This is a genomic window from Streptomyces sp. NPDC006309 (assembly GCF_040613095.1).
Taxonomy (GTDB): domain Bacteria; phylum Actinomycetota; class Actinomycetes; order Streptomycetales; family Streptomycetaceae; genus Streptomyces.
Genome location: NZ_JBEXRO010000016.1, coordinates 124,244 through 146,260, shown reverse-complemented (window position 1 = coordinate 146,260; position 22,017 = coordinate 124,244). Strand labels below are relative to the sequence as shown.

Annotated in this window: 19 protein-coding genes and 1 pseudogene; 9 read left to right on the top strand and 11 right to left on the bottom strand. The window is 73.9% G+C overall.

Annotation, left to right across the window (positions count from 1 at the left end):
- Positions 1-20: 20 nt before the first annotated feature.
- The 4 genes and pseudogenes from ABZ117_RS21525 to ABZ117_RS21510 all read right to left on the bottom strand — a co-directional run.
- On the bottom strand, positions 21-662 hold the full coding sequence (locus ABZ117_RS21525; RefSeq protein WP_356823019.1) for an LUD domain-containing protein: 642 nt from the start codon (positions 660-662) through the stop codon (positions 21-23).
- Entirely contained in the window at positions 659-2,137 is a 1,479-nt protein-coding gene (locus tag ABZ117_RS21520; protein ID WP_356823017.1) for a LutB/LldF family L-lactate oxidation iron-sulfur protein, read from the bottom strand. Before ABZ117_RS21520 ends, ABZ117_RS21525 begins: the two co-directional genes overlap by 4 nt.
- Positions 2,134-2,889, bottom strand: coding sequence for a (Fe-S)-binding protein (locus tag ABZ117_RS21515; protein WP_356823015.1), 756 nt, complete (start codon positions 2,887-2,889; stop codon positions 2,134-2,136). Before ABZ117_RS21515 ends, ABZ117_RS21520 begins: the two co-directional genes overlap by 4 nt.
- Positions 2,868-3,264, bottom strand: a pseudogene (locus tag ABZ117_RS21510) (FGGY-family carbohydrate kinase); the annotation flags it as partial. The pseudogene ABZ117_RS21510 and the gene ABZ117_RS21515, both read right to left, overlap by 22 nt.
- On the opposite strand from ABZ117_RS21510, the gene ABZ117_RS21505 reads away from it, so the two are divergent.
- From ABZ117_RS21505 to ABZ117_RS21490, 4 genes are all read left to right on the top strand, one after another.
- Complete coding sequence (locus tag ABZ117_RS21505) at positions 3,231-3,362, top strand: hypothetical protein (RefSeq protein ID WP_356823067.1); 132 nt, start codon at positions 3,231-3,233, stop codon at positions 3,360-3,362. The pseudogene ABZ117_RS21510 and the gene ABZ117_RS21505 sit on opposite strands and share 34 nt — an antisense overlap.
- Positions 3,363-3,460: 98 nt before the next feature.
- Complete coding sequence (locus ABZ117_RS21500) at positions 3,461-4,762, top strand: alpha/beta fold hydrolase (RefSeq protein ID WP_356823013.1); 1,302 nt, start codon at positions 3,461-3,463, stop codon at positions 4,760-4,762.
- Positions 4,763-4,942: 180 nt separating this feature from the next.
- The gene (locus ABZ117_RS21495; RefSeq protein WP_356823011.1) at positions 4,943-6,940 is read left to right on the top strand and encodes a glycosyltransferase family 2 protein; all 1,998 of its coding nucleotides are present in this window, start codon (positions 4,943-4,945) and stop codon (positions 6,938-6,940) included.
- Positions 6,941-7,054: 114 nt separating this feature from the next.
- Positions 7,055-7,909, top strand: a complete 855-nt coding sequence (locus ABZ117_RS21490; protein WP_356823009.1) for a pentapeptide repeat-containing protein — start codon at positions 7,055-7,057, stop codon at positions 7,907-7,909.
- Here ABZ117_RS21490 and ABZ117_RS21485 read toward each other — a convergent pair.
- Positions 7,871-9,472, bottom strand: coding sequence for a cytochrome P450 (locus ABZ117_RS21485; RefSeq protein WP_356823007.1), 1,602 nt, complete (start codon positions 9,470-9,472; stop codon positions 7,871-7,873). The two genes, ABZ117_RS21490 and ABZ117_RS21485, sit on opposite strands and share 39 nt — an antisense overlap.
- Before the next feature lie 120 nt (positions 9,473-9,592).
- Here ABZ117_RS21485 and ABZ117_RS21480 point away from each other — a divergent pair, with 120 nt between their 5' ends.
- Together ABZ117_RS21480 and ABZ117_RS21475 are read left to right on the top strand one after the other, a co-directional pair.
- Positions 9,593-10,201 (top strand): TetR/AcrR family transcriptional regulator, encoded by a 609-nt coding sequence (locus ABZ117_RS21480; RefSeq protein ID WP_356823005.1) that lies wholly within the window; start codon positions 9,593-9,595, stop codon positions 10,199-10,201.
- Positions 10,202-10,290: 89 nt separating this feature from the next.
- Positions 10,291-11,016, top strand: coding sequence for a DUF2470 domain-containing protein (locus tag ABZ117_RS21475; protein ID WP_356823003.1), 726 nt, complete (start codon positions 10,291-10,293; stop codon positions 11,014-11,016).
- On the opposite strand, the gene ABZ117_RS21470 is transcribed toward ABZ117_RS21475, so the two are convergent.
- The 3 genes from ABZ117_RS21470 to ABZ117_RS21460 all read right to left on the bottom strand — a co-directional run bounded on the left by ABZ117_RS21470 (position 10,984) and on the right by ABZ117_RS21460 (position 14,813).
- On the bottom strand, positions 10,984-12,228 hold the full coding sequence (locus tag ABZ117_RS21470; RefSeq protein WP_356823002.1) for a lactonase family protein: 1,245 nt from the start codon (positions 12,226-12,228) through the stop codon (positions 10,984-10,986). The genes ABZ117_RS21475 and ABZ117_RS21470 overlap by 33 nt on opposite strands.
- A 157-nt stretch (positions 12,229-12,385) precedes the next feature.
- Entirely contained in the window at positions 12,386-13,516 is a 1,131-nt protein-coding gene (locus ABZ117_RS21465; protein WP_356823000.1) for a hypothetical protein, read from the bottom strand.
- Positions 13,517-13,559: 43 nt separating this feature from the next.
- Positions 13,560-14,813: an aromatic acid exporter family protein gene (locus tag ABZ117_RS21460; protein ID WP_356822998.1), complete on the bottom strand. Its 1,254-nt coding sequence runs from the start codon at positions 14,811-14,813 to the stop codon at positions 13,560-13,562.
- A gap of 360 nt (positions 14,814-15,173) precedes the next feature.
- Here ABZ117_RS21460 and ABZ117_RS21455 point away from each other — a divergent pair, with 360 nt between their 5' ends.
- The gene (locus ABZ117_RS21455) at positions 15,174-15,521 is read left to right on the top strand and encodes an erythromycin esterase family protein (RefSeq protein ID WP_356822997.1); all 348 of its coding nucleotides are present in this window, start codon (positions 15,174-15,176) and stop codon (positions 15,519-15,521) included.
- Positions 15,522-15,828: 307 nt separating this feature from the next.
- Here ABZ117_RS21455 and ABZ117_RS21450 read toward each other — a convergent pair whose 3' ends face one another.
- Complete coding sequence (locus ABZ117_RS21450; protein ID WP_356822995.1) at positions 15,829-16,323, bottom strand: FBP domain-containing protein; 495 nt, start codon at positions 16,321-16,323, stop codon at positions 15,829-15,831.
- Between the two features lie 118 nt (positions 16,324-16,441).
- The gene (locus ABZ117_RS21445) at positions 16,442-17,083 is read right to left on the bottom strand and encodes a PAS domain-containing protein (protein ID WP_356822993.1); all 642 of its coding nucleotides are present in this window, start codon (positions 17,081-17,083) and stop codon (positions 16,442-16,444) included.
- Between the two features lie 232 nt (positions 17,084-17,315).
- On the opposite strand from ABZ117_RS21445, the gene ABZ117_RS21440 reads away from it, so the two are divergent.
- Positions 17,316-17,852, top strand: coding sequence for a GNAT family N-acetyltransferase (locus ABZ117_RS21440; protein WP_356822991.1), 537 nt, complete (start codon positions 17,316-17,318; stop codon positions 17,850-17,852).
- Between the two features lie 174 nt (positions 17,853-18,026).
- Here ABZ117_RS21440 and ABZ117_RS21435 read toward each other — a convergent pair whose 3' ends face one another.
- The gene (locus ABZ117_RS21435) at positions 18,027-18,554 is read right to left on the bottom strand and encodes a GNAT family protein (protein ID WP_356822989.1); all 528 of its coding nucleotides are present in this window, start codon (positions 18,552-18,554) and stop codon (positions 18,027-18,029) included.
- Positions 18,555-18,764: 210 nt separating this feature from the next.
- Here ABZ117_RS21435 and ABZ117_RS21430 point away from each other — a divergent pair, with 210 nt between their 5' ends.
- Positions 18,765-21,992, top strand: a complete 3,228-nt coding sequence (locus ABZ117_RS21430) for a cytochrome P450 (RefSeq protein WP_356822988.1) — start codon at positions 18,765-18,767, stop codon at positions 21,990-21,992.
- Positions 21,993-22,017 lie beyond the last annotated feature (25 nt).

Sequence of the window (22,017 nt, the reverse complement as noted above, 5' to 3'; positions counted from 1 at the left end):
CCGGCCGGCGCCGTGCCCGGTCAGCTCAGCAGCACCACTTCCAGCGTCCGCGGGCCGTGCACGCCCTCCACCCGGTCCAGTTCGATGTCACTGGTGGCCGAGGGGCCGGAGATCCAGGTCGACGGGCGGGTGGGGACCAGGCGTTCGAGGGCCTGCGGCACGGAGGAGACGACCTGGCCGGGGACGCGGACGACACAGATGTGGTGGTCGGGGATGAGCGAGATGCGGCGCCGGCCCTGGTCCGGGGAGCCGTCGAGAACGATCGTGCCGGTCTCGGCGATCGCCACGGCACACCCCGTCACCACGCTGTCCACCCGGTCCAGCCGGTGCGGTGTGCTCACCGCCCGGTCGGGGATCCGTGCGGCGCCGGCGGCCGACAGCCACTTGGGTGGCAGCCCCGGCGGCACCAGCACCTCCCGCGCGCCGCGCTCCGCCAGCAGCCGCGACACGAGGTGCGGCAGCTCCTCGGCGTCGCAGCGGTGCACGGTCGCCCGGTAGTCGGCCAGGTTCTCCGCGAGCAGCTCCACCGTCCGCTCGACGGTCCGCCGCCCGTGCTCACGCAGGTAGCGCCGGGCCACGGCCTCCTCGTACGGCCGCTCGTCCGGCGGCACGTCGGCGAGGGCCCGCCGCACCCGGCCCAGGATCCGTTCCCTGCTGTTCACTCGGCGCCGTCCTTTCCGCCGCGGGTGCGCTGCCACCAGTCCCGGAAGGGCTCGGCCGGTACGGCAGGCAGGTCCCGGGTGCCGCTCCACGCCCTCCCCGGGCCGGGCAGGGTACGGGGATGCAGCCGGCGGGTGCGGGAGGCGAGCCGCTGGCCGGTGCGCAGGGCGCCGGGGCGGGCGAGGGCCCAGCCCGCGGCCCGCATGGCCGCCCGCTCGGCCGCGTGTCCCCGGGCGGGCCTGAGGACGACCTTGTTGCCCTGCCGCGTTGCCGGCCCGCCCTCCACGACCCGTTCCCGCAGATGCACCAGTACCTCGGGGATGTCGATGGCGACCGGGCACACCTCGTAGCAGGCGCCGCACAGCGACGAGGCGTACGGCAAAGAGGCGTCGATGTCGCTGCCCGTGCCCCGCAGTTGCGGGCTGAGGATGGCGCCGATCGGGCCGGGATACACCGAGCCGTAGGCGTGGCCGCCCGCCCGCTCGTACACCGGGCAGACGTTCAGGCAGGCCGAGCAGCGGATGCAGGCCAGCGCTTGGCGGCCGACCCGGTCGGCGAGGGTGTCGGTGCGGCCGTTGTCGAGGAGCACCAGGTGGAAGGTGCGCGGCCCGTCCCCGTCGGTGGTGCCGGTCCACATGCTCGTGTACGGGTTCATGCGTTCGGCGGTGGAGGAGCGGGGCAGCGTCTGGAGAAAGACCTCCAGGTCCCGCCAGGTGGGCACGGTCTTCTCGATGCCGACGACCGAGATCAGCGTCTCGGGCAGGGTCAGGCACATCCGGCCGTTGCCCTCGGACTCCACCACGACGAGGGTGCCGGTCTCGGCGACCATGAAGTTGGCACCGGAGACGCCCACTTTGGCGCGCAGGAACTTCTCCCGCAGATGCAGCCGGGCGGCTTCGGCGAGTTCGGCGGGGGTGTCGGTCAGGCCCGCCGGCGCCGGGCGGCCCCACGCGCCCATCTCGCGGACGAAGATGTCCCGGATCTCCCCCCGGTTGCGGTGGATCGCCGGCACCAGGATGTGGGACGGCCGGTCCCTGCCCAACTGCACGATCAGCTCGGCGAGATCGGTCTCGTAGGCACGGATGCCCTCCGCCTCCAGCGCCTCGTTCAGCCCGATCTCCTGCGTGGCCATCGACTTGACCTTGACGACCTCCGACTCACCGGTCTCCTTCACCAGCCGGGTGACGATGGCGTTGGCCTCCCCGGCGTCGGCCGCCCAGTGGACCGTGCCCCCGGCGGCGGTGACCGACTCCTCCAACTGCTCGAGATAGCGGTCGAGATGGCGCAGCGTGTGGTCCTTGATCCGGCGGCCCGCCTCCCGCAGCTCCGCCCAGTCGGACAACTCGCCCACCGCCCTGGCGCGTTTGGCCCGGATGGTGTGTGTGGCGTGCCGCAGGTTCGCGCGCAGGACGGGATCGTGCACGGCCCGGTGCGCGGCCTCCGGGAACGCGGGCATGCCGACGAATGTTCCGCTCATACCGCCGGTTCCTCCTCCGTGCTCGCCAGGATCTCCGCGAGGTGCACCGGTCGCAGGCCGGTGCCCAGTCGGCTCATCATGCCGCCGATGTGCATCAGACAGGAGTTGTCGGCCGCGCACAGCACCTCCGCGCCCGTCGACTCGGCGTTGCGCACCTTGTCCGCGCCCATCGCGGCCGACACCTCGGCGTTCTTCACCGCGAACGTGCCGCCGAAGCCGCAGCACTCCTCGGCACCGGGCAGCTCGGCCAGCTCCAGCCCCCGGACGGCCGCCAGCAGCCGTCGGGGCCGGTCGCCGAGCCCGAGGCCGCGCAGGCCGTGGCAGGTGGGATGGTAGGTGACCTTGTGCGGGTAGTACGCCCCGACGTCCGTCACCCCGAGCACGTCCACCAGGAACTCCGTCAGCTCGTACGTCCTCGGCACCACCGGCGCCAGCGTCCGCGCCAGCGCGTCCCCGCGCCCCTCGGCCCGCGCCCGCTCACCCAGCCGCGGGTACAGCTCCCGCACCATCGCCCCGCAGGACCCCGACGGGGTCACGATCGCCTCGTACCCGCCGAACACCTCGGCGAAGTGCCGGGCCAGCGGCTCGGCCTGGTGCCGGTAGCCGGTGTTGTAGTGGGCCTGTCCGCAGCACGTCTGGCCGCCCGGGAAGTCGACCTCGACGCCGAGTCTGGTCAGCAGCCTCACCACGGCCCGCCCGGTGTCCGGATACAGCGTGTCGTTGACACAGGTCAGGAACAGGGCGACACGCATCGCGGCTCCTCGGTGACGGTCGTCGGACGCATGCAGGGTAGTGCGCCGTCGGGGGTCGCGGCGCGGCGCACCGTCCGGTGGGTCGAGCCCCCACCACGGGCTGGTACCGCCGCAGGCGTGTACCGGGTGAGCGACTGGGTGCGGACGACCGGCCGGCGCAGCGCGGGATGCCACCGGAGAGCCCGTGTGCGCGGGCCTGAACGAGGACGTTGCCGAGGGCCGCCGCCCCGGCCGGTCCGGCCACCACCGGCAGTCCGCGGGTGTCGGCCGTCAGCCGGCACAGCGACGCGTCTGCGGGTGCCGCCGCCGAGGGGCACCACCTCCACGGATGGCCGGCCGCCGTGTCTTCCGCACGGCCCGCCGGTGAGCGAGGGCAGGGCGAGGGGAAGCGGGCCCACGAGCACCGGCGGGTGGTGCTCCAGGCGGAGCTGGTGGCGCGCCGCTCAGCCTGCCCGCACGCCGACCCGCGCTGACCGGTGGTTCAGTGACGAAGCGTGATCCCGGGGGTCGGCTCCGGCGCGCTCGTGTGCTGAACTGGGACGTGTCCGTCCCATCCGTCCCGGGAGACCTGTTGAGCCTCAGCTACCGCCAGCCCGGTGTCGTCCTCACCGACCGTCACTTCACGGTGCCCCTCGACCACGCCGACCCGGACGGCGAGACCATCGAGCTGTACGCCCGCGAGGTGGTGGCCAGTGACAAGGCCGGGCAGGAGCTGCCCTGGATGCTCTACCTCCAGGGCGGCCCCGGCTTCGGGGCGAATCGTTTCGTCGGGCGGCAGGCCTGGCTCGGCCGGGCGCTGGAGGAGTACCGCGTCCTCCTGCTCGACCAGCGCGGCACCGGCCGCTCCGCGCCCGCCACCCGGCAGACGCTGCCGCTGCGCGGCGGCCCCGCCGAGCAGGCCGATCACCTCGCCCGCTTCCGCGCCGACTCGATCGTCCGCGACTGCGAGGCCATCCGCCCCCAGGTCACCGGCGGCGCCCCCTGGACCGTGCTCGGCCAGAGCTTCGGCGGCTTCTGCACGGTGACGTACCTCTCGCTGGCCCCCGAGGGCATCGACACCGCGATCATCACGGGCGGCCTGCCCTCCCTGCACGCCCACGCCGACGACGTCTACCGGGCCGCCTACCCGCGCGTCGAACGCAAGGTGACCGCGCACTACGCCCGCTACCCGCAGGACGTCGAGCGCGCCCGCCGGATCGCCGACCACCTCCTCGGCCACGACGTGGTCCTGCCGGGCGGCTACCGCCTCACCGTGGAGGCCTTCCAGTCCCTGGGCCTGATGCTCGGCGCGAGCGACGGCAGCCACCGTCTGCACCACCTCCTGGAGGACGCCTTCGTGCGTATCCCGGCGGGCCTCGAGCTGTCCGACGCCTTCCAGGAGCAGGCGCGGGCCCTGCTGTCGTACGCCGGCCACCCCCTGTACGCCCTCGTCCACGAGGCGGTCTACGGCCAGGACGCCCGCCCCACCGCCTGGGCCGCCGAACGCGTCCGCGCGGAGTTCCCGCAGTTCGACGCGGCCAAGGCACTCGCCGGCGACGCGCCCGTCCTCTTCACCGGCGAGACGGTCCACCCCTGGATGTTCGACACCGACCCGGCGCTGCGTCCGCTGCGCGAGACCGCCGAGCTGCTCGCCGCCCGCACCGACTGGCGCCCGCTGTACGACCCCGCCCGCCTCGCCGCCAACGAGGTCCCGGCCGCCGCCGCCGTCTACCACGACGACATGTACGTCGACACGGCGCACTCGCTGGAGACGGCCGACGCGATCCGCGGTCTGCGCCCCTGGGTCACCAACGAGTACGAGCACGACGGCCTGCGCGCGGGCGCCCCGCACGTCCTGGACCGGCTGCTGTCCCTCGCCCGCGACGAGGCGTGACGCGGACCGGCGCCCGCAGGGCGCCTCTCCGCGGGAATGGCGCGCGTGAAAGCGGGTATGTGCCCGGAGCCGTCCCGGCAGTTATTTCATGATGCAACTAATCAGTGCCTATTTCGGTGCGTGGTAGGTTCACAGAAACCCGGAAGCTTTCGCTGAGCAGTGAATATGGAGCGCGTTCCCATGTCCGGCGTCACCGTTTCGGTCATCATCGCCGCGTACAACGCGATGCCGTATCTGACGCGTTGCGTCACCTCGGTGGCCGAGCAGAGCATCGGCCGGGACCGGCTCGAGGTCATCGTCGTCGACGACGGCTCGACGGACGGCACCGCCGCCGAGCTGGACCGCCTCAACACCCGCTACCCGGGCCTGCTGCGCGTCTTCCACCAGGCGAACTCGGGCGGCCCGTCCGTACCGCGCAACACCGGACTCGACCACGCCACCGGCACGTTCGTGTTCTTCCTCGACGCCGACGACCACCTCGGCCCGGAGGCACTCGAGCGCATGGTGGCGATGGCCGAGGAGAACGGCACCGACGTCGTGCTCGGCAAGATGGTGGGTGTCGGCGGACGCGGGGCGCCCACGTCGATGTTCCGGCGGAACCAGCCGCGCACGGACGTCTTCTCGTCCCGCGTGTACTGGACGCTGAACCCGATGAAGCTGTTCCGGCGGGACCTGCTGGAGCGGCTCGGGCTGCGTTTCCCCACCGACCTGGCGATCGGCGAGGACCAGCTGTTCGTCGGCGCCGCCTATCTGCACGCCTCCGGTGTCTCCGTGGTCGCCGACTACGACTGCCTGTACTGGGTGCTGCGCGAGGACGAGGGCAACATCACCCGCCGGCTCAAGGGCTCCGGGCTCCGGCTCCGGTTCCTGCCCCGCATGGTCGACCTGATCCTGGACAACGTGCCGCCGGGCCCCGGCCGCGATCACCTGGCACACCGGCATCTGACCGTCGAGGTCCAGCAGATGGTCGCCGACCAGCTGGTCTTCGAGCCCCGGGAGACCCAGGAGAAGACGCTCGACCAACTCGCCGGAGTTATCGAGCCGTTGTGGCACGAGGGGCTGAACGGACGGCTCTCGGCCATGGCCCGGCTGCGGCTGCACCTCGTACGCCACCGCATGCTCGACGAACTGCTGGAACTCGTGGAGTTCGAGAAGGAGCTCGCCCGGTCCGAGGTCGCCACCCCCGTCCTCGTCGACGGCGGCAGGGCCCTCGCCCGCTACCCGTTCCTGCGTGATCCCGCCCGGGCGGTCCCCGACCTCTGCTACGACGTCACCGCCCAGCTGGGCATCCGCCACCACGTCACCCGTGCCGGAATGGACGGCGGCACGCTCCACCTGGCCGGCCACGGCTACGTCCACCGCGTGGAGACCCGCGACGTCACCACCGCGCTGGTCCTGCGGGAGCGCGACAGCGGCACCGAGTACCGGCTGCCCGTCACGCACACGGCCACCCCCGGGCTCGGCGCCCAGGACGACGAGGGCCGGTACGGCTACGACCTCGCCGGGTTCGAGGCCACCGTCGACCTCGCCACCGCCGCCGACGGCAAGCCGCTGGCCGACGGACTGTGGGACATCTCCCTCGCGGTCGGCGCCCAGGGGCTCACCAAGGAGGTCCGCATCGGCAGCAAGCGTGCCGAAGGCGTCTGCGGCGCGGCCACCACACGGGTGCTCGCCACCCCGGAGGGGCTGCGCGCCGTCACCCTCTACACCACCAGGCCCTACGGCAACTTCACGCTCGATCTCGGCGAGACCAAACACCGGGTGACGCCCCTTCTCCGCCTCGACGACGCCATCCGGTGGAGCGACGAGACGCCTCCCGCGCTGCGCTTCGGCGGACGCTGCGAGCTGGCCGAGTACCCGCCGGACGCCCTCGTACTGGCGCTGACGAACGACAGCGGCGCGACCGCCGAGTTCCCGGTCCGGCGGACCTCCGGTACCGGGAAGTTCCACGCCACCGTGCCCGTCGGCACGCTCCCGGCCGGTGTCTGGTCGGGCGAACTCAGGCTGGGACCGTGGGCCGTACCGCTGCCCGCGCTCCCCGCGGACCTTCCCCCCGCCAAGTGGCGACGCCGGGCCCTGCCCTGGTACGCCCGCCCGGCCGCCGGCTCCCCGGAGCACTTCGCGCTCCGGGTCGCGCGGACCGACCTCGTCAAGGCACTCGCCCAGCGCCTCCGATAGCCCCTTACGCGCCGCGCCTCGCCGTCGCTGTGCGCCCCGCGGCGCCGGACCGCTCGGGGCGCGCGGTGAGCGGCGGCGGACAGGGCGGCTGTGCAGGTCAGTAGGCTGGTCGTCATGTCGGACCAGATAGCCGGTCTTCCGGAGCTGCGCGGAGACTGCGCACACTGTTTCGGGCTGTGCTGCGTCGCCCTGCCCTTCGCCCGTTCCGCCGACTTCGCGCTGGACAAACCGGCGGGCAGACCCTGCCCGAACCTCGGCGGGGACCACCGCTGCGGTGTCCACGCCGAGCTGCGCCCGCGAGGCTTCACCGGCTGCACGGTCTACGACTGCTTCGGTGCCGGGCAGAAGGTCTCCCAGGTCACCTTCGGCGGGCAGGACTGGCGCAGCGGCTCCCCGGAGCACGCCCACCGGATGTTCGACGCGTTCCCGGTCGTACGGCAGCTGCACGAACTGCTGTGGTACCTGACCGAGGCGCTCGGCCTGCCCGCCGCCGGCCCCGTCCACCCCGCGCTGCGCCGGGCCCTGGAGAAGACCGACCGGCTCACCCGGCAGACCCCCGAGGAACTGGCCGCGCTGGACGTGGCCGCACACCGGCAGGAGATCAACGCCCTGCTGCTGCGCACCAGCGAGCTGGTACGGGCCGACGCCGGTCCGAGGACCAAGGGGAAGGGCAAGGGCAAGGGCAGGGACCGGCGGGGCGCGGACCTCATCGGCGCCCGGCTCAGGGGCGCCGACCTGCGCGGGGCCAGTCTGCGCGGCGCCGTCCTCATCGCCGCCGACCTCACCGGCGCGGACCTGCGCACCGCCGACATGATCGGCGCCGATCTGCGCGACGCCGACCTGACCGACGCGGACCTCACCGGGGCCTTCTTCCTCACCCAGCCGCAGGTCAACGCGGCCCGGGGCAGCGCCGGCACGCGTCTGCCCGGGTCAGTCACCCGTCCCGCGCACTGGGCACCGGCCGCCTGATCCGGGGCCCTCGTCAGCCGTGACCGGCACCGGGGCCCCGGCGACCGGACAGCGGGCCTCCACCCCGGGCGGGTCCCCGGGCGACTGCGCCGAACCCCCTGCGGATCGCGCGGACCCGGGCGCCGGGTGCCGCCGTTCCAGCCGCATCCGCAGCCCCTCCGGCATCAGGGTCAGGCGCTCGGCCACGCTCAGCCGGTAGCCGGGGTCGATGCGCAGGTCGTAGCGGCGCAGCAGCAGGCCGAGGACGAGGGTCGCCTCGTGCAGGGCGAACTGGCGGCCGATGCAGGCACGCGCCCCGGTGCCGAACGGCTTGAAGGTGTGCGGCGGCCGGGTCCGTACGGCGGCGGCCTCGAAGCGGTCCGGGTCGAACCGTTCGGCGTCCTCGCCCCACACCTGAGGTTCGCGGTGCAGCATCGGCGTCAGCACCAGGGCCCACGCGCCCCGGCGCATGGGGTGCTCCCCGGCGAGGACGGTGTCCTGGCGGGCCTCCCGGGCGAAGGCCGGCGCGGTCGGCCACAGCCGCAGCGACTCGTCCAGCACCCGGCGGACGTAGCGCAGCTTCGCCACCTGGTCGTAGCGCGGCCGGGCGGCGTCACCCCAGACGCGGTCGACCTCGGCGCGGGCCCGGGCGGCGACCTCGGGGTGCCGGGCGAGGTAGTACAGGGCGAAGGAGAGCGCGCCCGAGGTGGTCTCGTGGCCCGCGACCAGGAAGGTGATCACCTGCCGGCGGACGTTCTCGGCGGACAGCTTCTCCCCGGTCACCGGGTGCGCGGTCGCGAGCATGCGGTCCAGCAGGTCTCCCTCACCGCCCCCGGACCGGCGGCGGGCGGCGACCAGGGCGTCGACCGTGCGGTCGAGGTAGGCCATGTCGGCCGCGTTGCGCCGGGTGGCGGCGCGCAGCAGCAGCGGAGCCAGCGGCCCGGGCACGCTGTTCAGCCGCTGTGCGTGGCTGAGGGTGCCGACCATGGCCGTGACGAAGGGGTGCGGCCGGTCCCGCTCGAAGGAGCCGAAGTCGTGCCCGAAACCGGTCCGCGCGATCGTCTCCAGGGTCAGCCGGGTCATGTCGCCGGGGGCGTCCACCGTGCGCCCGGCCGCGAGCTGCCGGTCCCAGTGGTCGGTGAGCCGCCCGGCGACGGCCAGCATCATGCCGTGGTAGCCCTCCATGGCCTCGCGGCCGAAGCCGGGTGCCAGGACGTCGTGCGCCAGCTGCCAGTTGGGCTCGTGGTTGTAGGCGGTGAACAGGCCGTCGCCGGCCACCGGCCGCAGATTGGCGACCCCGAGGCCGACGTGCTTGGCGAACCGGGCCTCGTCGGCGAGGTCGGCGACGAGCCGCGCCCCCCACACGAACACGAACTCCTTGCCGAAGACCCGCCGCCGGAAGACGGGACCCAGCTCGCGCGCGAAGCGCATCGAGTCCTGGAGCGGCCGGCGCCGGTCCACGCCGAGGACATCGCCGAGCAGCGGCAGGCGGCGCGGCGGATGCGGTATGCGGTGCAGCTCGGGCCAGCCCTGCTCGGCGCTCCGGAAACCCTTCGGCAGCCCGGTCTCCGTCGTCTCCGCCATGACGCGATCTCCCTTGATCCAGCGGATGGTCGAAACTGTGACGCGCGCGTGTTGTACGTGAGTTCAATAACGGTCCCAGTGTGGTCCCCTTGTTGAATCGGCGTCAAGTAAAGTGACGCCATGCCCGCGAACCAGGGGGAACGCGCCCGGCGCAGACTCAGCACAGAGGAGCGCCGTGAGCAGCTGCTGTCGGTCGGCGCGAGGCTGTTCTCGGAGAGCCCCTACGACGAGGTGCGGATCGAGCGGGTCGCCGAGATCGCCGGGGTGTCCCGCGGGCTGCTGTATCACTACTTCCCGAACAAGCGGGACTTCTTCACGGCGGTCGTGGAGCGGGAGAGCGCCCGCATGCTGCGCATGACGGCGGCCGTGCCCGGCGTGCCGGTGCGTGAGCAGCTCACCGCCGGCCTCGACACCTACCTCGGCTACGTGGAGGCCCACGCCCACGGCTTCCGCGCCTTCCACCGTGCCGACGCGGCCGGCGACCAGGCCGTACGCCGCGTGTACCGGCAGGCCCTCGCCGCGCAGGAGAAGCAGATCCTGGCCGCGCTCGCCGCCGATCCCGAGTTCGGACCGGTGCGCGAGGCCGGGCCGCAGGTGCGGCTGGCGGTGCGCGGCTGGCTCGCCTTCACCACCGCCGTCTGTCTCGAATGGCTGCGCGGCGAGGGGGAGCCGACCCGGGAGCAGGTGCGCGACCTGTGCGCCCGCGCCCTGCTGGGCGTCCTCGCGTAACTCCCTGTCCGCGGTAGGGACGCGTCGTGGTTGGCGTGCGCCTCGATCTCCGGTAAGTTAGGCGAGGCTTACCTAATTGGAGGTTGGGGATGGGTGACACGCAGGACTGGACGGCCGCACCCGGTGCCGCGGAACGGGCCCGCTCCGTGCCCGTCGCAGCGTGGACGTGCGCGGTGACCGCGGACGGCGTCCGCGAGGAGTACGCCGGCGCGCACACCGTGACCGACGACGGCACGGTGCTGCTGGCGGTGCCCGACGACAGCGCCCTGTTCGCGGCGGCCCTGCGCGTCCCCCGCCAGGAACCCGCGGCCCTGCTGGAGTTCGCCGACGTGGCCCCCGTCCCGGTGCGCGACCGCATCCGCGCCCGGCTCCACCTCTCCGGCCGGCTCACCCCCCGCGCGGGCACCCTCCTCTTCCGGCCCACCCGGGTGGTGCTCCGGCAGTCCTGCGGGCCCGTGGTCGTCGCCCCGGACGAGTTCGCCGCGGCCCGGCCCGACCCTCTCACCGAGGCCGAACCCCGCCTGCTCACCCACCTCGCCGACGCCCACCCGGACGCCGTCGAGCGCCTCACCCGCCTGGTGCGGCCCGAGAGCCTGCACGCGGCGACGCGGGTGGCGCCCCTCGCCGTCGACCGGCACGGACTGACCCTGCGCATCGAGCGCCACCGCGCCCACGGCGACGTACGGCTGCCCTTCCACGCGCCCGCCGGCGACGTCGCCCAGCTCGCCGAACGCATGCACGTCCTGCTCGCCCGGGCGAGCGCCGCCGCCTGCCCCCGCGCGCTACAGCGGCAGCGCGCAGACGGCGACGGGTGAGGCGAACGGCGCGCCCGCGGAGCGCAGACCGCCGCCGTCCGCGTCGACGTGGAAGACGGTGACCGTGCCGGAGCGCTGGTTCGCCGCGAACAGCAGCCGGCCGTCCGGGGAGAACGCGATCTGCCGGGGGAAGTCCCCGCCCACCGGCACCGTGCCGAGCAGCCGCAGCCGGGCCCCGTCGTCCTCGACGGCGTACCGGGCGAGGCTGTTGTGGCCACGGTTGGCGAGGAACGCGTACCGGCCGTTCGCCGTCACCAGGATCTGCGCCGGGTAGTTGGTGCCGCCGTCGGCGCCCGTCGGCTGCGGCTCGCCGACGCTCAGCCGGCCCGACCCCGGGTCGTAGGCGCACACGGCGATCGTGTCGTCCACCTCGTTGGCCAGGTAGGCGTACCGGCCGCCGGGGTGGAACGTCAGGTGGCGCGGCCCCGCGCCGGGCCGGGTGTGCGCCTGCGCCACCTCCGTGAGCGTGCCCCTCGCCAGGTCGAGGCGGTAGGTGTAGACGGTGTCGGTGCCGAGGTCGACGGCGAGGACGTGCCCGCCGTCCGGACTCGTGAGGAACTGGTGCGCGTGCGGGCCCGTCTGGCCGGGGCCCGGCTGCGGGGAGGAGTGCGTGACCAGAGCGGTCCGCCCGCCCAGGGCGCCCGAGGCGTCGACCGGGTGTACGGCCACACTCCCCGAACCGTAGTCGGCGCTGAGCAGCCAGCGGCCGGTGGGATGCACCGACAGATGGCAGGGGCCCGCGCCGCCCGTGCTCCGGGTGCCGAGCACCTGCCGGTCCTGGAGGCGTACGGCCGTGACGCCGCCGTCCTGCCGCTCGTCCACCGCGTACAGCGTGCGGCCGTCCGGGTGCACGGCGAGGTACGACGGGTCGGGGACCCCGGTGAGCGTGCCCGAGCCGGTGATCCGGCCCGACTCCGGGTCGTACGACGCGAGGGCGATGCCGGTGCCACCGCCACCGCCCTCGGCGGAGGTGTAGGTGCCCACGTACAGCGGGCGCGGGCCGGACGGTTCGCGGGGCGCCGCGGCGGCGGCCCGCTGGTGGGCGGCGGTCCGGTCGTCCGCCGGCGGCGCCGCCGGGGAGGGCACCGCCACCACGGCCGCCGTGCCCGCCACGGCCCCGACGAACCGACGCCTGCTCCAGCCGCCACGGCGCTCCGCGCCGTCCCGGACCAGGGGGGAACCCCGTCGTGCCGCCCGTGCCTCCGTGTCCATGCCGCACCTCAGGTCGTCGGTCGCCCCGCTCGTGACAGCCACCTTGGCCCGCGCCCGCCCTCAAGGGCAAGCCCGGCAACAGGTGTTGCGTCATATGCAACGCGGGTGCCGGTTGTGGGGACGGCCCGGCCGCTGCCCCACAGCCGGCGCCCGGCGGTCACCACTCGCCGTCCTCCACCGGCTTGCCCGGGGCGTCCTTCAGGGGGGTCACCTGGCCGGGGGACGGGGGCTGCCACGGGTCCGGATCGGTGCCGAGCCAGTCGCCGACCGGCTTCACCGCCCCCAGGGTGTCCGTGGGGGCGAGGTCCTCGGCGTCCGCGTCGTAGTAGTCGTACCAGGGCAGGCCCGCCCGCGTGTACGCCGCCCGGTCCACCGGTGACGGCGGCGGCGCCTCACCGGTGATCCGGCGCCATTCCGGGGGCGTGACCAGATGCACGAACACCCGCCCGGCCGGCTCCTCGGACCAGTCCGTGAGCGGCCGGTCGTCCTGGTAGACCTCCTGCCGCATCGAACCGCCGACGCCCAGACCCATGGCCGCGGCGCGCCGCGGGGCGGCGCCCGGAGCCGGCGGTACGGCACCGCCCGGCGGCACGGCACTCCCCGGCGCGGACGCCATCATCGGGCCCGCCGCCCCGGGGGCTCCCCCCACCATGGGCGGCGGGGCCGCGCCGTACCCGCCGGTCACGCCGAAGCCGCCGTACCCGCCGGGCCCGCCGACCGTCCGCTCCCGCTCCAGCCGTTCCCGCTCCTCCCGGCGCCGCCACTGCGCGAGGACGTCGTCGCGGAGCGGGAACGACCGGAGCTGGATGCCGCCCCACACCTCCTCGCCGGTGACCTGGCCCTCGACCGTCGCGCCCAGCCCGAGGGGCACGGCCACGAACTGGCGGACGGTGCCCTTGCCGGAGTTGATGCCGTCCAGCCAGGGCTGGCGTGGCAGCACCAGGTAGTTCTGCGGGCGCCGGACCAGCCGGTCGCTCCACCGCTCCCCGGACACCGCGCACACCTTGCCCGCGCCGACCTGGAGGGCGGCCGGTTCCGTCGTACCGGCGAAACTCAGCCACATCGCCTCCCGCAGATACACCGGCAGCATCACGCCCCCGCGCGTCCGCCACTCCTCCGGCACCCGGTCGGCGTAGTCGGCCACCCGCCGGACGGGGAACTCGCCCAGCCCCGGCGGCAGCGGATGCGTGCCCGTCTCCGGCAGCCGCAGCGTGCGCACGAACCGCACCGCGACCCCGCCCGGCAGCCGTACGGTGTTCCCGTCGATCCGGACCCCTGAACCGGTCATGCGCCCGCCCCTCGCTCCGCGCGCCGGCCCGTCCGGCGCCCTCTCACCCAGAACGTTCGCTGAACCCCGCGCGGTTCCGCCACAGCTCCTCCTGGACCCCGAGCCGCTCGCGCAGCCGGGACATCCGGGGCAGCCTGGTCCGCTGCCCCCGGGAGACCCGGTCCAGCTCCTCCAGGAGCCGGCGGGTGCGGTGCTCGGTGTTCAGCTCGTCGATGATGCGGGTCGTCTCGGTCAGTACGGCGCCCAGCAGCTGCCAGTGCTCCCAGTCCTTGCGGACCTCCTCCTGGAGCAGCTCGCCCAGCCGGTCCCGGGTGCCGGCCGCGGTGTGCAGCTCGGCGGTCAGGCGGCTCTCCGCCGACTCGGCGTTCTCGCTCAGATGGGTGGTCACCAGCACGGCGAAACTGACCACCGCGTCGGCGATCTCCGACAGCAGCTGTTCCACGGTGGCTCCCACCCGCGGCGGGAACAGCTCCTCGGACGCGCGGGCCTTCGCCAGGTCGGTGAACGAGCGGGCCAGCACCCGCAGCACGACCGTGCAGATCTCCAGCGTGTCCAGACCGGTGCGCAGCACCACCCGGTGCAGCAGCCCCTCCTTGACGCGCGGATTGAGCCGCAGACTGTCCTCCGCCTGCCGCAGCGCCGCGTCGACCTGCACGATGTCGTGGTCGAGCCGGCGTGCCTCGTGCAGCCGCTCGGCCGCCTGCTCCCAGGGCGTCCGGCCCGCGGCCTCCTCACCCATGCGCAGCATCAGCTGCCGCACCCGGCGCGCCAGGTCCTCGATCGACCGGCCGGCCTCGTCCACCCAGACGGGCGGCGGCAGCAGCAGGTTGCAGGCCGTGCCGACGACCGCGCCGATCAGCGTCTCCACGATCCGCGCCCACGCGGTGAAGCCGACCGTGGTCACCCCGAGCACCAGCATGGCGCTGATCGCCACCTCGGCCACGTACTCGTCGACGCGCACCAGATGTCCCACGCCCAGCGCGGCCACGATCAGCAGCGCCAGGCTCCACCAGGTCAGGCCGACCAGCACGCTGAAGGCGATGGCCACCAGCACGCCCGCGACCACCGCGTTCACCCGGCGGATGCCGTTGGTCAGGGTGGCGTAGAAGGTCACCTGGACGACCAGCAGGGCGGTCAGCGGCGCGGTGAGCGGGGCCGGTTCGGGGCTCAGCCGGAGCGCGATGACGTAGGCGATCGTCGCGGCCGTCGCCGACCGCAGCGTCTGGACGACCACCGGCTCCCGGTGGCGTCGCACCAGTCGCAGCAGTCCTGTGATCCACTTCCGTACGTCGAGCATCCCTTGGCCTGTTCCCGTTCATCGGGCACATCGAACATGATCGTTTCACCGACCGTTCATGACCGCAAAGTTTCAGGTGTGGTCACGGGCCCTCGTCGCCCCTGCGGGACGGTCCCGGCCGTGGGCTCGCCCGGCCTCCGGAACGGTGGCTACCCCATGGCATGCCGGTGGTCAGGGCGGTGAGCAGGGTGAGGAACGAGCCGGTCCCGCGGCCGAACCGCATGCGGCCTCCGCCACACCCTCCCCGCAGGGCCCGGTGGTCGCCGCCCTCGGCCGGGCCGCCCACCGCTGGGCACGTTCGAACAGGGCGGCCCCTGGGCGGCCCCGGCGGTGACCTGCGCGCCCTGGACAGGATGGCCGGTGACGCCCGGGTGCTGGGGGCTCGGCGAGGCCACGCACGGCTCCCACGACTTCTCCGCCCTCCAGAACCGGGTGTTCCGCCATCTGGTCGAGGAGAACCGCTTTTGCACCTTCGCCCTGGAGGCGCCCTGGACCACCGCACGGCGCCTGGACGACTACGTGGTGCACGGCACGGGCGACCCGCGGCAGGCATCCGCACGTCCAGCCGCGCTTCACCGGGGGCCGCGGCCCACGGTGCCGACGGGCCGGAACATCGAGCAGTACCTGCGGACGCCGTACGCCCAGCGCACCCGGCTGGCCGGCCTGCTCGACCTGCGTACGCTCCGATCCCCGCGCGCGGGTGGCTGACGACGGGCCGGCCGACGCACTGCATCGGCACCGGGCGTCCCGGCGCCCCCCGCCGTCGCTCGCGCCCGCAGCCACGACGTGCTGATCCATCTTCACCGGGTGGAGGCGGCCCGGTGGCGCGCCCGTGAGTCGACGAACGCGTGAGGCCCCGGGTGAGGCCCCGCGTGAGGCACCGCCGGTCGGCCACCGCGTGAGGCCGCGGGAGCCGGCCACTCCTGACGCCGCGGGAGCCGGCCACCCCGAGAGGCCGCTGGTTTCCTCGCCCCGTTCCCGTGGTGGGACGCAGACTCGGGGCCTCCGGCCCGGGTCAGGCGTACAGCTTGTCGAGGAACGCCGACAGGTTGCCCGTCATACGGGCGATCTGTTCCTCCACGGTCAGGCTCTCCTCGAACCGGGCGCCGGAATCCGGGACCTTCTTGCCGCGCACGTACAGCGGACACGCCAGGTCCGTGCACATGTACAGCCCGACCGAGTTGCCCTCCCGGCCCGCCGTCCCCGCCTTCCGCGCGGTCATCAGCGACACCCCGCCGCCGGGATGCGTGGTCAGGCACAGCGAGCACATACTGCGGTGCAGGAAACCGCGCTGCGAGGCGGGGTAGCGCAGGGTGACGCCGATGAGCCGGCCGTCTCGCTCGGTCACCAGAAAGCTGCGGTCGGGGGCCCCGGGATCACGCCAGCCGAGGAAGTCCAGGTCGGCCCAGGGCCGTTCACCGAGATCACGCGGGACCGCCAGCCGCTTGGCCTCCCCCTTGGAGCAGTTGATGAACGAGTCGCGGATGTCCGGCTCGGTGACGGGTCGCATGGGGGAGTCCTCCGGATTCGGTGCGGTGAACCTAAGGGGTCTAGGTTCACGGGTCAGCGTAGGCAGCCTCCGGGACGGCGGGCCAATGGATTTCCGCTGCCGCCGCCGTTCCCGTCGCCTACTCCGCCTCCGCCTCCGCCCCGGGTGGCCACACTCCCGGGGCGAGCACGCCCAAGGCGTAGGCGCGGGCGACCAGTTCGGTGCGGTTGGCAGCGCCCCACCGTGCCGACAGGCGGCGCAGGTGATAGGTGACGCCGTCCCTGCTCAGGCCCAGTTCCCGGGCGGCGCGGGCGGTGGTGGCGCCGCTCGCCAGCAGCGCCAGCACCCGCCGCTCCACCGTGCTGACCACCGGCCCGGCCGTCGGCCCCGGTGCGGGGCACTCACCCCGCGCCCGCAGCATCACCAGCAGCGCCGGTGTCTCAGCCACGCTGTCGCTCACCGGGTCCGCGGTCAGCTCACCGCACCGCTCGGCCCCGCCGGGCGCCCGCCAGCACACCGACACCTGGTAGCGGGAGCGGTGGCGCAGCCGCAGCGCCTCGGCGATCCGCTCCACCTGGGTGGTCTCCTGCGGCCGGAACAGCTCCAGCACCTCCCGGCCGCGCAGCCGCCCCGGGGTCGTACCGCACTCCGCGGCCATCGCCGGGTTCGCCAGCACCACACGGCCGTGCACGTCGCACACCGCCACCGGGAGCGACACCCGGTCGAACAGGGTCAGCGCGCGGTTGCGCCACACCACCGCGTCGGCCCGTCCCGCCTCCATCGCACCTCCCGGTCCGCCGGCCGCCCGCCATCAAAGAGGAAGAGGCAGGTCAGGGGCAACTCGACGGTACGGCCATCAGCGTCGCACCCGCTCCGCACCGGCGAACGGCAGGGTGTCCGGGGTGCGTGAGTGCGGGCTGCTCCGATGTGACGGCCCAGCGCTGCGGGACCGGACGGAGTCCGGCGTCCCGTGAATCTTGATCGCTGCCAGGCCTGCTGATTAGCTGACCGGCATGACCGAGCTCGGACCCATCGCCTGGCCGCCTGCTCCGATCAGGACCGAGAGACTCGTGCTCCGTGAGCCCGAGGCCCGGGACCGTGCGGCGGTCATCGAGCTGTTTGCCTCACCAGAGGTGGGCGTCTATCTCGGTGGCCCTCGACCGCGTGACGAGCTCGAGCGTGCGATGCCCCGGGTACCCAGCCGGCGCCCCGGCCGTTTCATGGTCGATCTCGACGGGGCGATGATCGGCCAGATCACGCTCACCAAAGACACGGGGAACCTTCGTCAGGCTGCCGGGAAAGTCGAACTGGGCTACCTGTTCCTGCCGCGGGCGTGGGGACACGGGTACGCCGCCGAGGCGTGCGCTGCGGCACTCGGCTGGTTCGCCGGCGCGCTTCCCGGCGAACCAGTGGTGCTTGCCACCCAGACCGCAAACGTCCGCTCGATGCGCCTCGCGGCGAAGCTGGGGTTCATCGAGGTGGAGCGGTTCGAGGCCTATGGCGCCGAGCAGTGGTTCGGCAGGTGGTCCTCGGTCACATCGTCCGACTGAGCGCGCTCGACGGCGCTGATCCGCCGAAGCGCTGTCGTTCTCGTGGTCGGAGTCAGGCGGGCTCGCGGGTTGTGCAGGTGCTTCTACCGCCGCCTTCGCCCGGCTTCACCAGTTCGAACGACTCCGCATCCGCTGCGAAAGACGAGCTGACCTCCGTCAGGGCCTGCCGATCAGTCAGTCGCCGAGAATCCGCTCCCACAGCAGCCCGTCCCGCCAGCTTCCGTCGAGAAAGATCGAGGAGTGCGCGACACCGTACGGGCTGAACCCGTTGCGGCGCAGCACCCGCTGGGACGGCAGATTCTCCAGATGGGTGGATGCCTCGGCGCGGTGCAACCCGAGTTCGTCCGTCATCACCTGGAGTGCGAGTGCGACGGCGCGCCCGGCGTGCCCCTGGTTCTGGGCGACGCTCGCGATCCAGTATCCGACGGAGCCACGGCGCAGATGCGGCTGCGGCAGGATGCCTCCGACGGTGACCTGCCCGATCACCTGGTCGTCGGCGAGGACCACGCCCGGCCAGGCCGTACCGGCTCGGTGTCCATCCAACAGCGCCCCGATCCGCTTCGCCTGGCCCTCCGGGGTGAAGAATTCGGTCGGCTGGGCCGGTTCCCACGGCCGGAAAGCCTCGAAGTCCCGCGCCCGGTGCGCGGCGATCGGGGCGGCGTCGGTGGGCTCGATCAGGCGGATCCTGGTGTCGCTGCGCATGGGCTGACCCCCGTCGCTGTGTGTCGGATGAGACGGCCAACCTACGCGAGCCGCAGGAGCGGGCGTCCCGGGCTTGTCCGGCCCTCCCGCGCAAGTCCCGGCGCACGCTTTCCACTGCACGATCGTGTAGTGCCGTGGCACGGGCGCGGCCCTTGGGTCGACCACCCTGGAAGCAGTACGTCCGCTTCCCTGAAAGGCAGTTGCCGCGTCATGCCCCCCACCGCACCGCACCCCGAGCCGGCCGGCACCCTGCCCGGCGTCCCCGTCGTGGACATCAGCGCGACCGGCGTCGGCCGCACCCCGATCCAGCAGGTCATGGAGCTGATGCGCATCCACGGGCCGGTGCTGGTGCGCCGGTTGCACGGCCGCGACGTCACGTTCGTCGCCGACGCGGACCTGGTCGCCGACCTCGCCGACGAGGACCGGTTCGCCAAGCACATCGGCCCCGCCCTGGAGAACGTACGGGAGTTCACCGCCGACGGCCTGTTCACGGCGTACAACGACGAACCCAACTGGGCCCGCGCGCACGACATCCTGATGCCCGCCTTCGCGCTCGGCTCGATGCGCACCTACCACCCGGTGATGCTGAAGGTGGCCCGGCGGCTCATCGACGCCTGGGACCGGGCGGCACGCGCCGGACAGCCCGTCGACGTCCCCGACGACATGACCCGGATGACCCTCGACACCATCGGACTGGCCGGATTCGGCTACGACTTCGGCTCCTTCGAACGGGCCGAGCCGCACCCCTTCGTGGAGTCGATGGTCCGCTGCCTGGAGTGGAGCATGACCCGGCTCGCCCGCACCCCGGGCGAGGACCACACGGCGGCCGACGCCGCCTTCCGCCGGGACGCCGGCTACCTGGCCGGGGTCGTGGACGACGTCATCGCCGCCCGCGCCGGCACCGACCAGAGCGGCGCCGAGGACCTCCTCGGGCTGATGCTCAGCGCCCCGCACCCCGCCGACGGCACCACCCTGGACCCGGCCAACATCCGCAACCAGGTCATCACCTTCCTGATCGCCGGCCACGAGACCACCTCCGGCGCGATGTCCTTCGCCCTCCACCACCTCGCCGAGCACCCGGCCGTCCTCCGGCTCGTCCAGCGCGAGGCCGACGCCCTCTGGGGCGACACACCCGACCCCGAGCCGACGTACGACGACATCGGCCGGCTCACCTACACCCGCCAGGTCCTCAACGAAGCGCTCAGGCTGTGGCCGACGGCCGCCGCGTTCAGCCGGCACGCCCGCGAGGACACCGTGCTCGGCGGCCGGATCCCGCTGCGCGCCGGACAGGCCGTCACCGTGCTCACCCCGATGCTGCACCGCCAGCCCGTCTGGGGCGACAACCCCGAGCGGTTCGACCCCGAGCGGTTCACCCCCGAGGCCGAGGCGGCCCGCCCGGTGCACGCCTTCAAACCGTTCGGCACCGGCGAACGCGCCTGCATCGGACGGCAGTTCGCCCTGCACGAGGCGACCATGCTGCTCGCCATGCTGGTCCACCGCTACCGGCTCCACGACCACGCCGGCTACCGGCTCCACGTGAAGGAGACCCTCACCCTCAAGCCCGAGGGGTTCACCCTCACGCTCACCCCCCGCACCCCCGCCGACCGCCGCCACGCCCCGCTGCCCGGCACCGTCCCCGCCCGGACCGCCCGGACCGTGGCCCCGGACACCCTGCCGGCCCGGGTTCGCCCCGGCACCCGCGCCCTGTTCCTGCACGGCAGCAACTACGGCACCTGCCGCGACCTCGCCGCCCGGCTCGCCGGCGAGGCGTCCGCCGTCGGCTGCACCACCGAGGTCGCCTCCCTGGACGCGTACGCCGGCGCACTGCCCACGGACCGGCCCGTCGTCATCACCGCCGCCTCCTACAACGGCCAACCCACCGACGACGCCGGAGCCTTCACCGCGTGGCTCGACGCCACCCCCGACCTGACCGGCGTCACCTACGCCGTCCTCGGCGTCGGCGACCGCAACTGGGCCGCCACCTACCAGCAGGTCCCCACCCGCGTCGACGCCCGCCTCGCCGAGCACGGTGCCACCCGGCTGACCGACCGCGCCGCCGCCGACGCCTCCGGCGATCTCAACGGCGCCGTACGGGAGTTCACGGACCGGCTGCGCACCGCCCTGCTGACGGAGTACGGCGACCCCGGTGCCACGGCCGGCCCGGCCGAACGGCCCGCCCACGCCTACGAGGTCCGCACCCTGACCGGCGGCCCGCTCGACGCCCTCGCCGAGCGGCACGGACTGCTCCCGATGACCGTCACCGAGGCCTACGACCTCACCGCGCCGGAACACCCGCGCACCAAACGGTTCCTGCGCATCGCCCTGCCCGAGGGCGTCACCTACCGCACCGCCGACCACCTGACCGTGCTGCCCGCCAACGCCCCCGGCCTGGTGGACCGGGCCGTCGCCGCGTTCGGCCTTGACGCCGACGCCGTCCTCGACATCCGGGCCACCCGCCCGAGCGGAGCCGAGCGCGGGGGCGGCCTCGCCCTGGACCGGCCGCTGACCGTACGGCAACTTCTCACCCACCACGTCGAGTTGCAGACCCGGCCCACGGCCACCCAGCTGGCTTTGCTCGCCGGGGCCAACCCCTGCCCGCCCGAGCGGGCCGCCCTCGCCGTGCTGCCCGGTGACGACCCGCGGACCCTCGTGGAACTCGCCGAGGACCACCCCGCCCTGCGCGGTGCCGTCGACTGGCCGCTCCTGCTCGACCTGCTGCCCCCGCTGCGCCCGCGCACCTACTCCATCTCCTCCGCCCCCGCGGCCGACCCCCGCCACGCGGACCTCATGGTCTCCGTCCTGGACGCCCCCGCCCGCGGCCGCTCCCGGCCACGTGCGGACGGGGCGACCCTTCCCGGCCGGGACCGTTACCGGGGCACCTGCTCCCACCACCTCGCCTCCCTGCGGCCCGGCGACACCGTGTACGCCCGCGTCCAGCCCTGCCGCGAGGCGTTCCGGGTCCACGGCTCGGCACCGGCCGTGCTGATCGCCGCGGGCACCGGACTCGCCCCGTTCCGCGGCGTCGTCGCCGACCGCCTGGCAGCGCGCCGCGCCGGGACCGAACTGCCCCCGGCGTTGCTCTACTTCGGGTGCGACGCCCCCGACGCCGACTTCCTGCACGCCGGTGAACTGCGGGCCGCCGAGGCCGCCGGCGCCGTCTCCCTGCGCCCCGCCTTCAGCGCCGCCCCCGAGAACGGCGCGGCCTTCGTCCAGCACCGCGTCGCCGCCGAGGCCGACGAGGTCTGGGCACTGCTCTGTGCGGGCGCCCGGGTGTACGTCTGCGGCGACGGCGCCCGGATGGCCCCCGGCGTCCGCGAGGCCTTCCGCACCCTGTACCGGGAACGCACCCCCGGCGCCGACGCGACGGCGGCCGAACGGTGGCTGGACAGCCTGGTGGCGGACGGGCGTTACGTCGAGGACGTGTACGTGGCCGGCTGAACCCCGGGGTGCCGGGGAGCGCCCC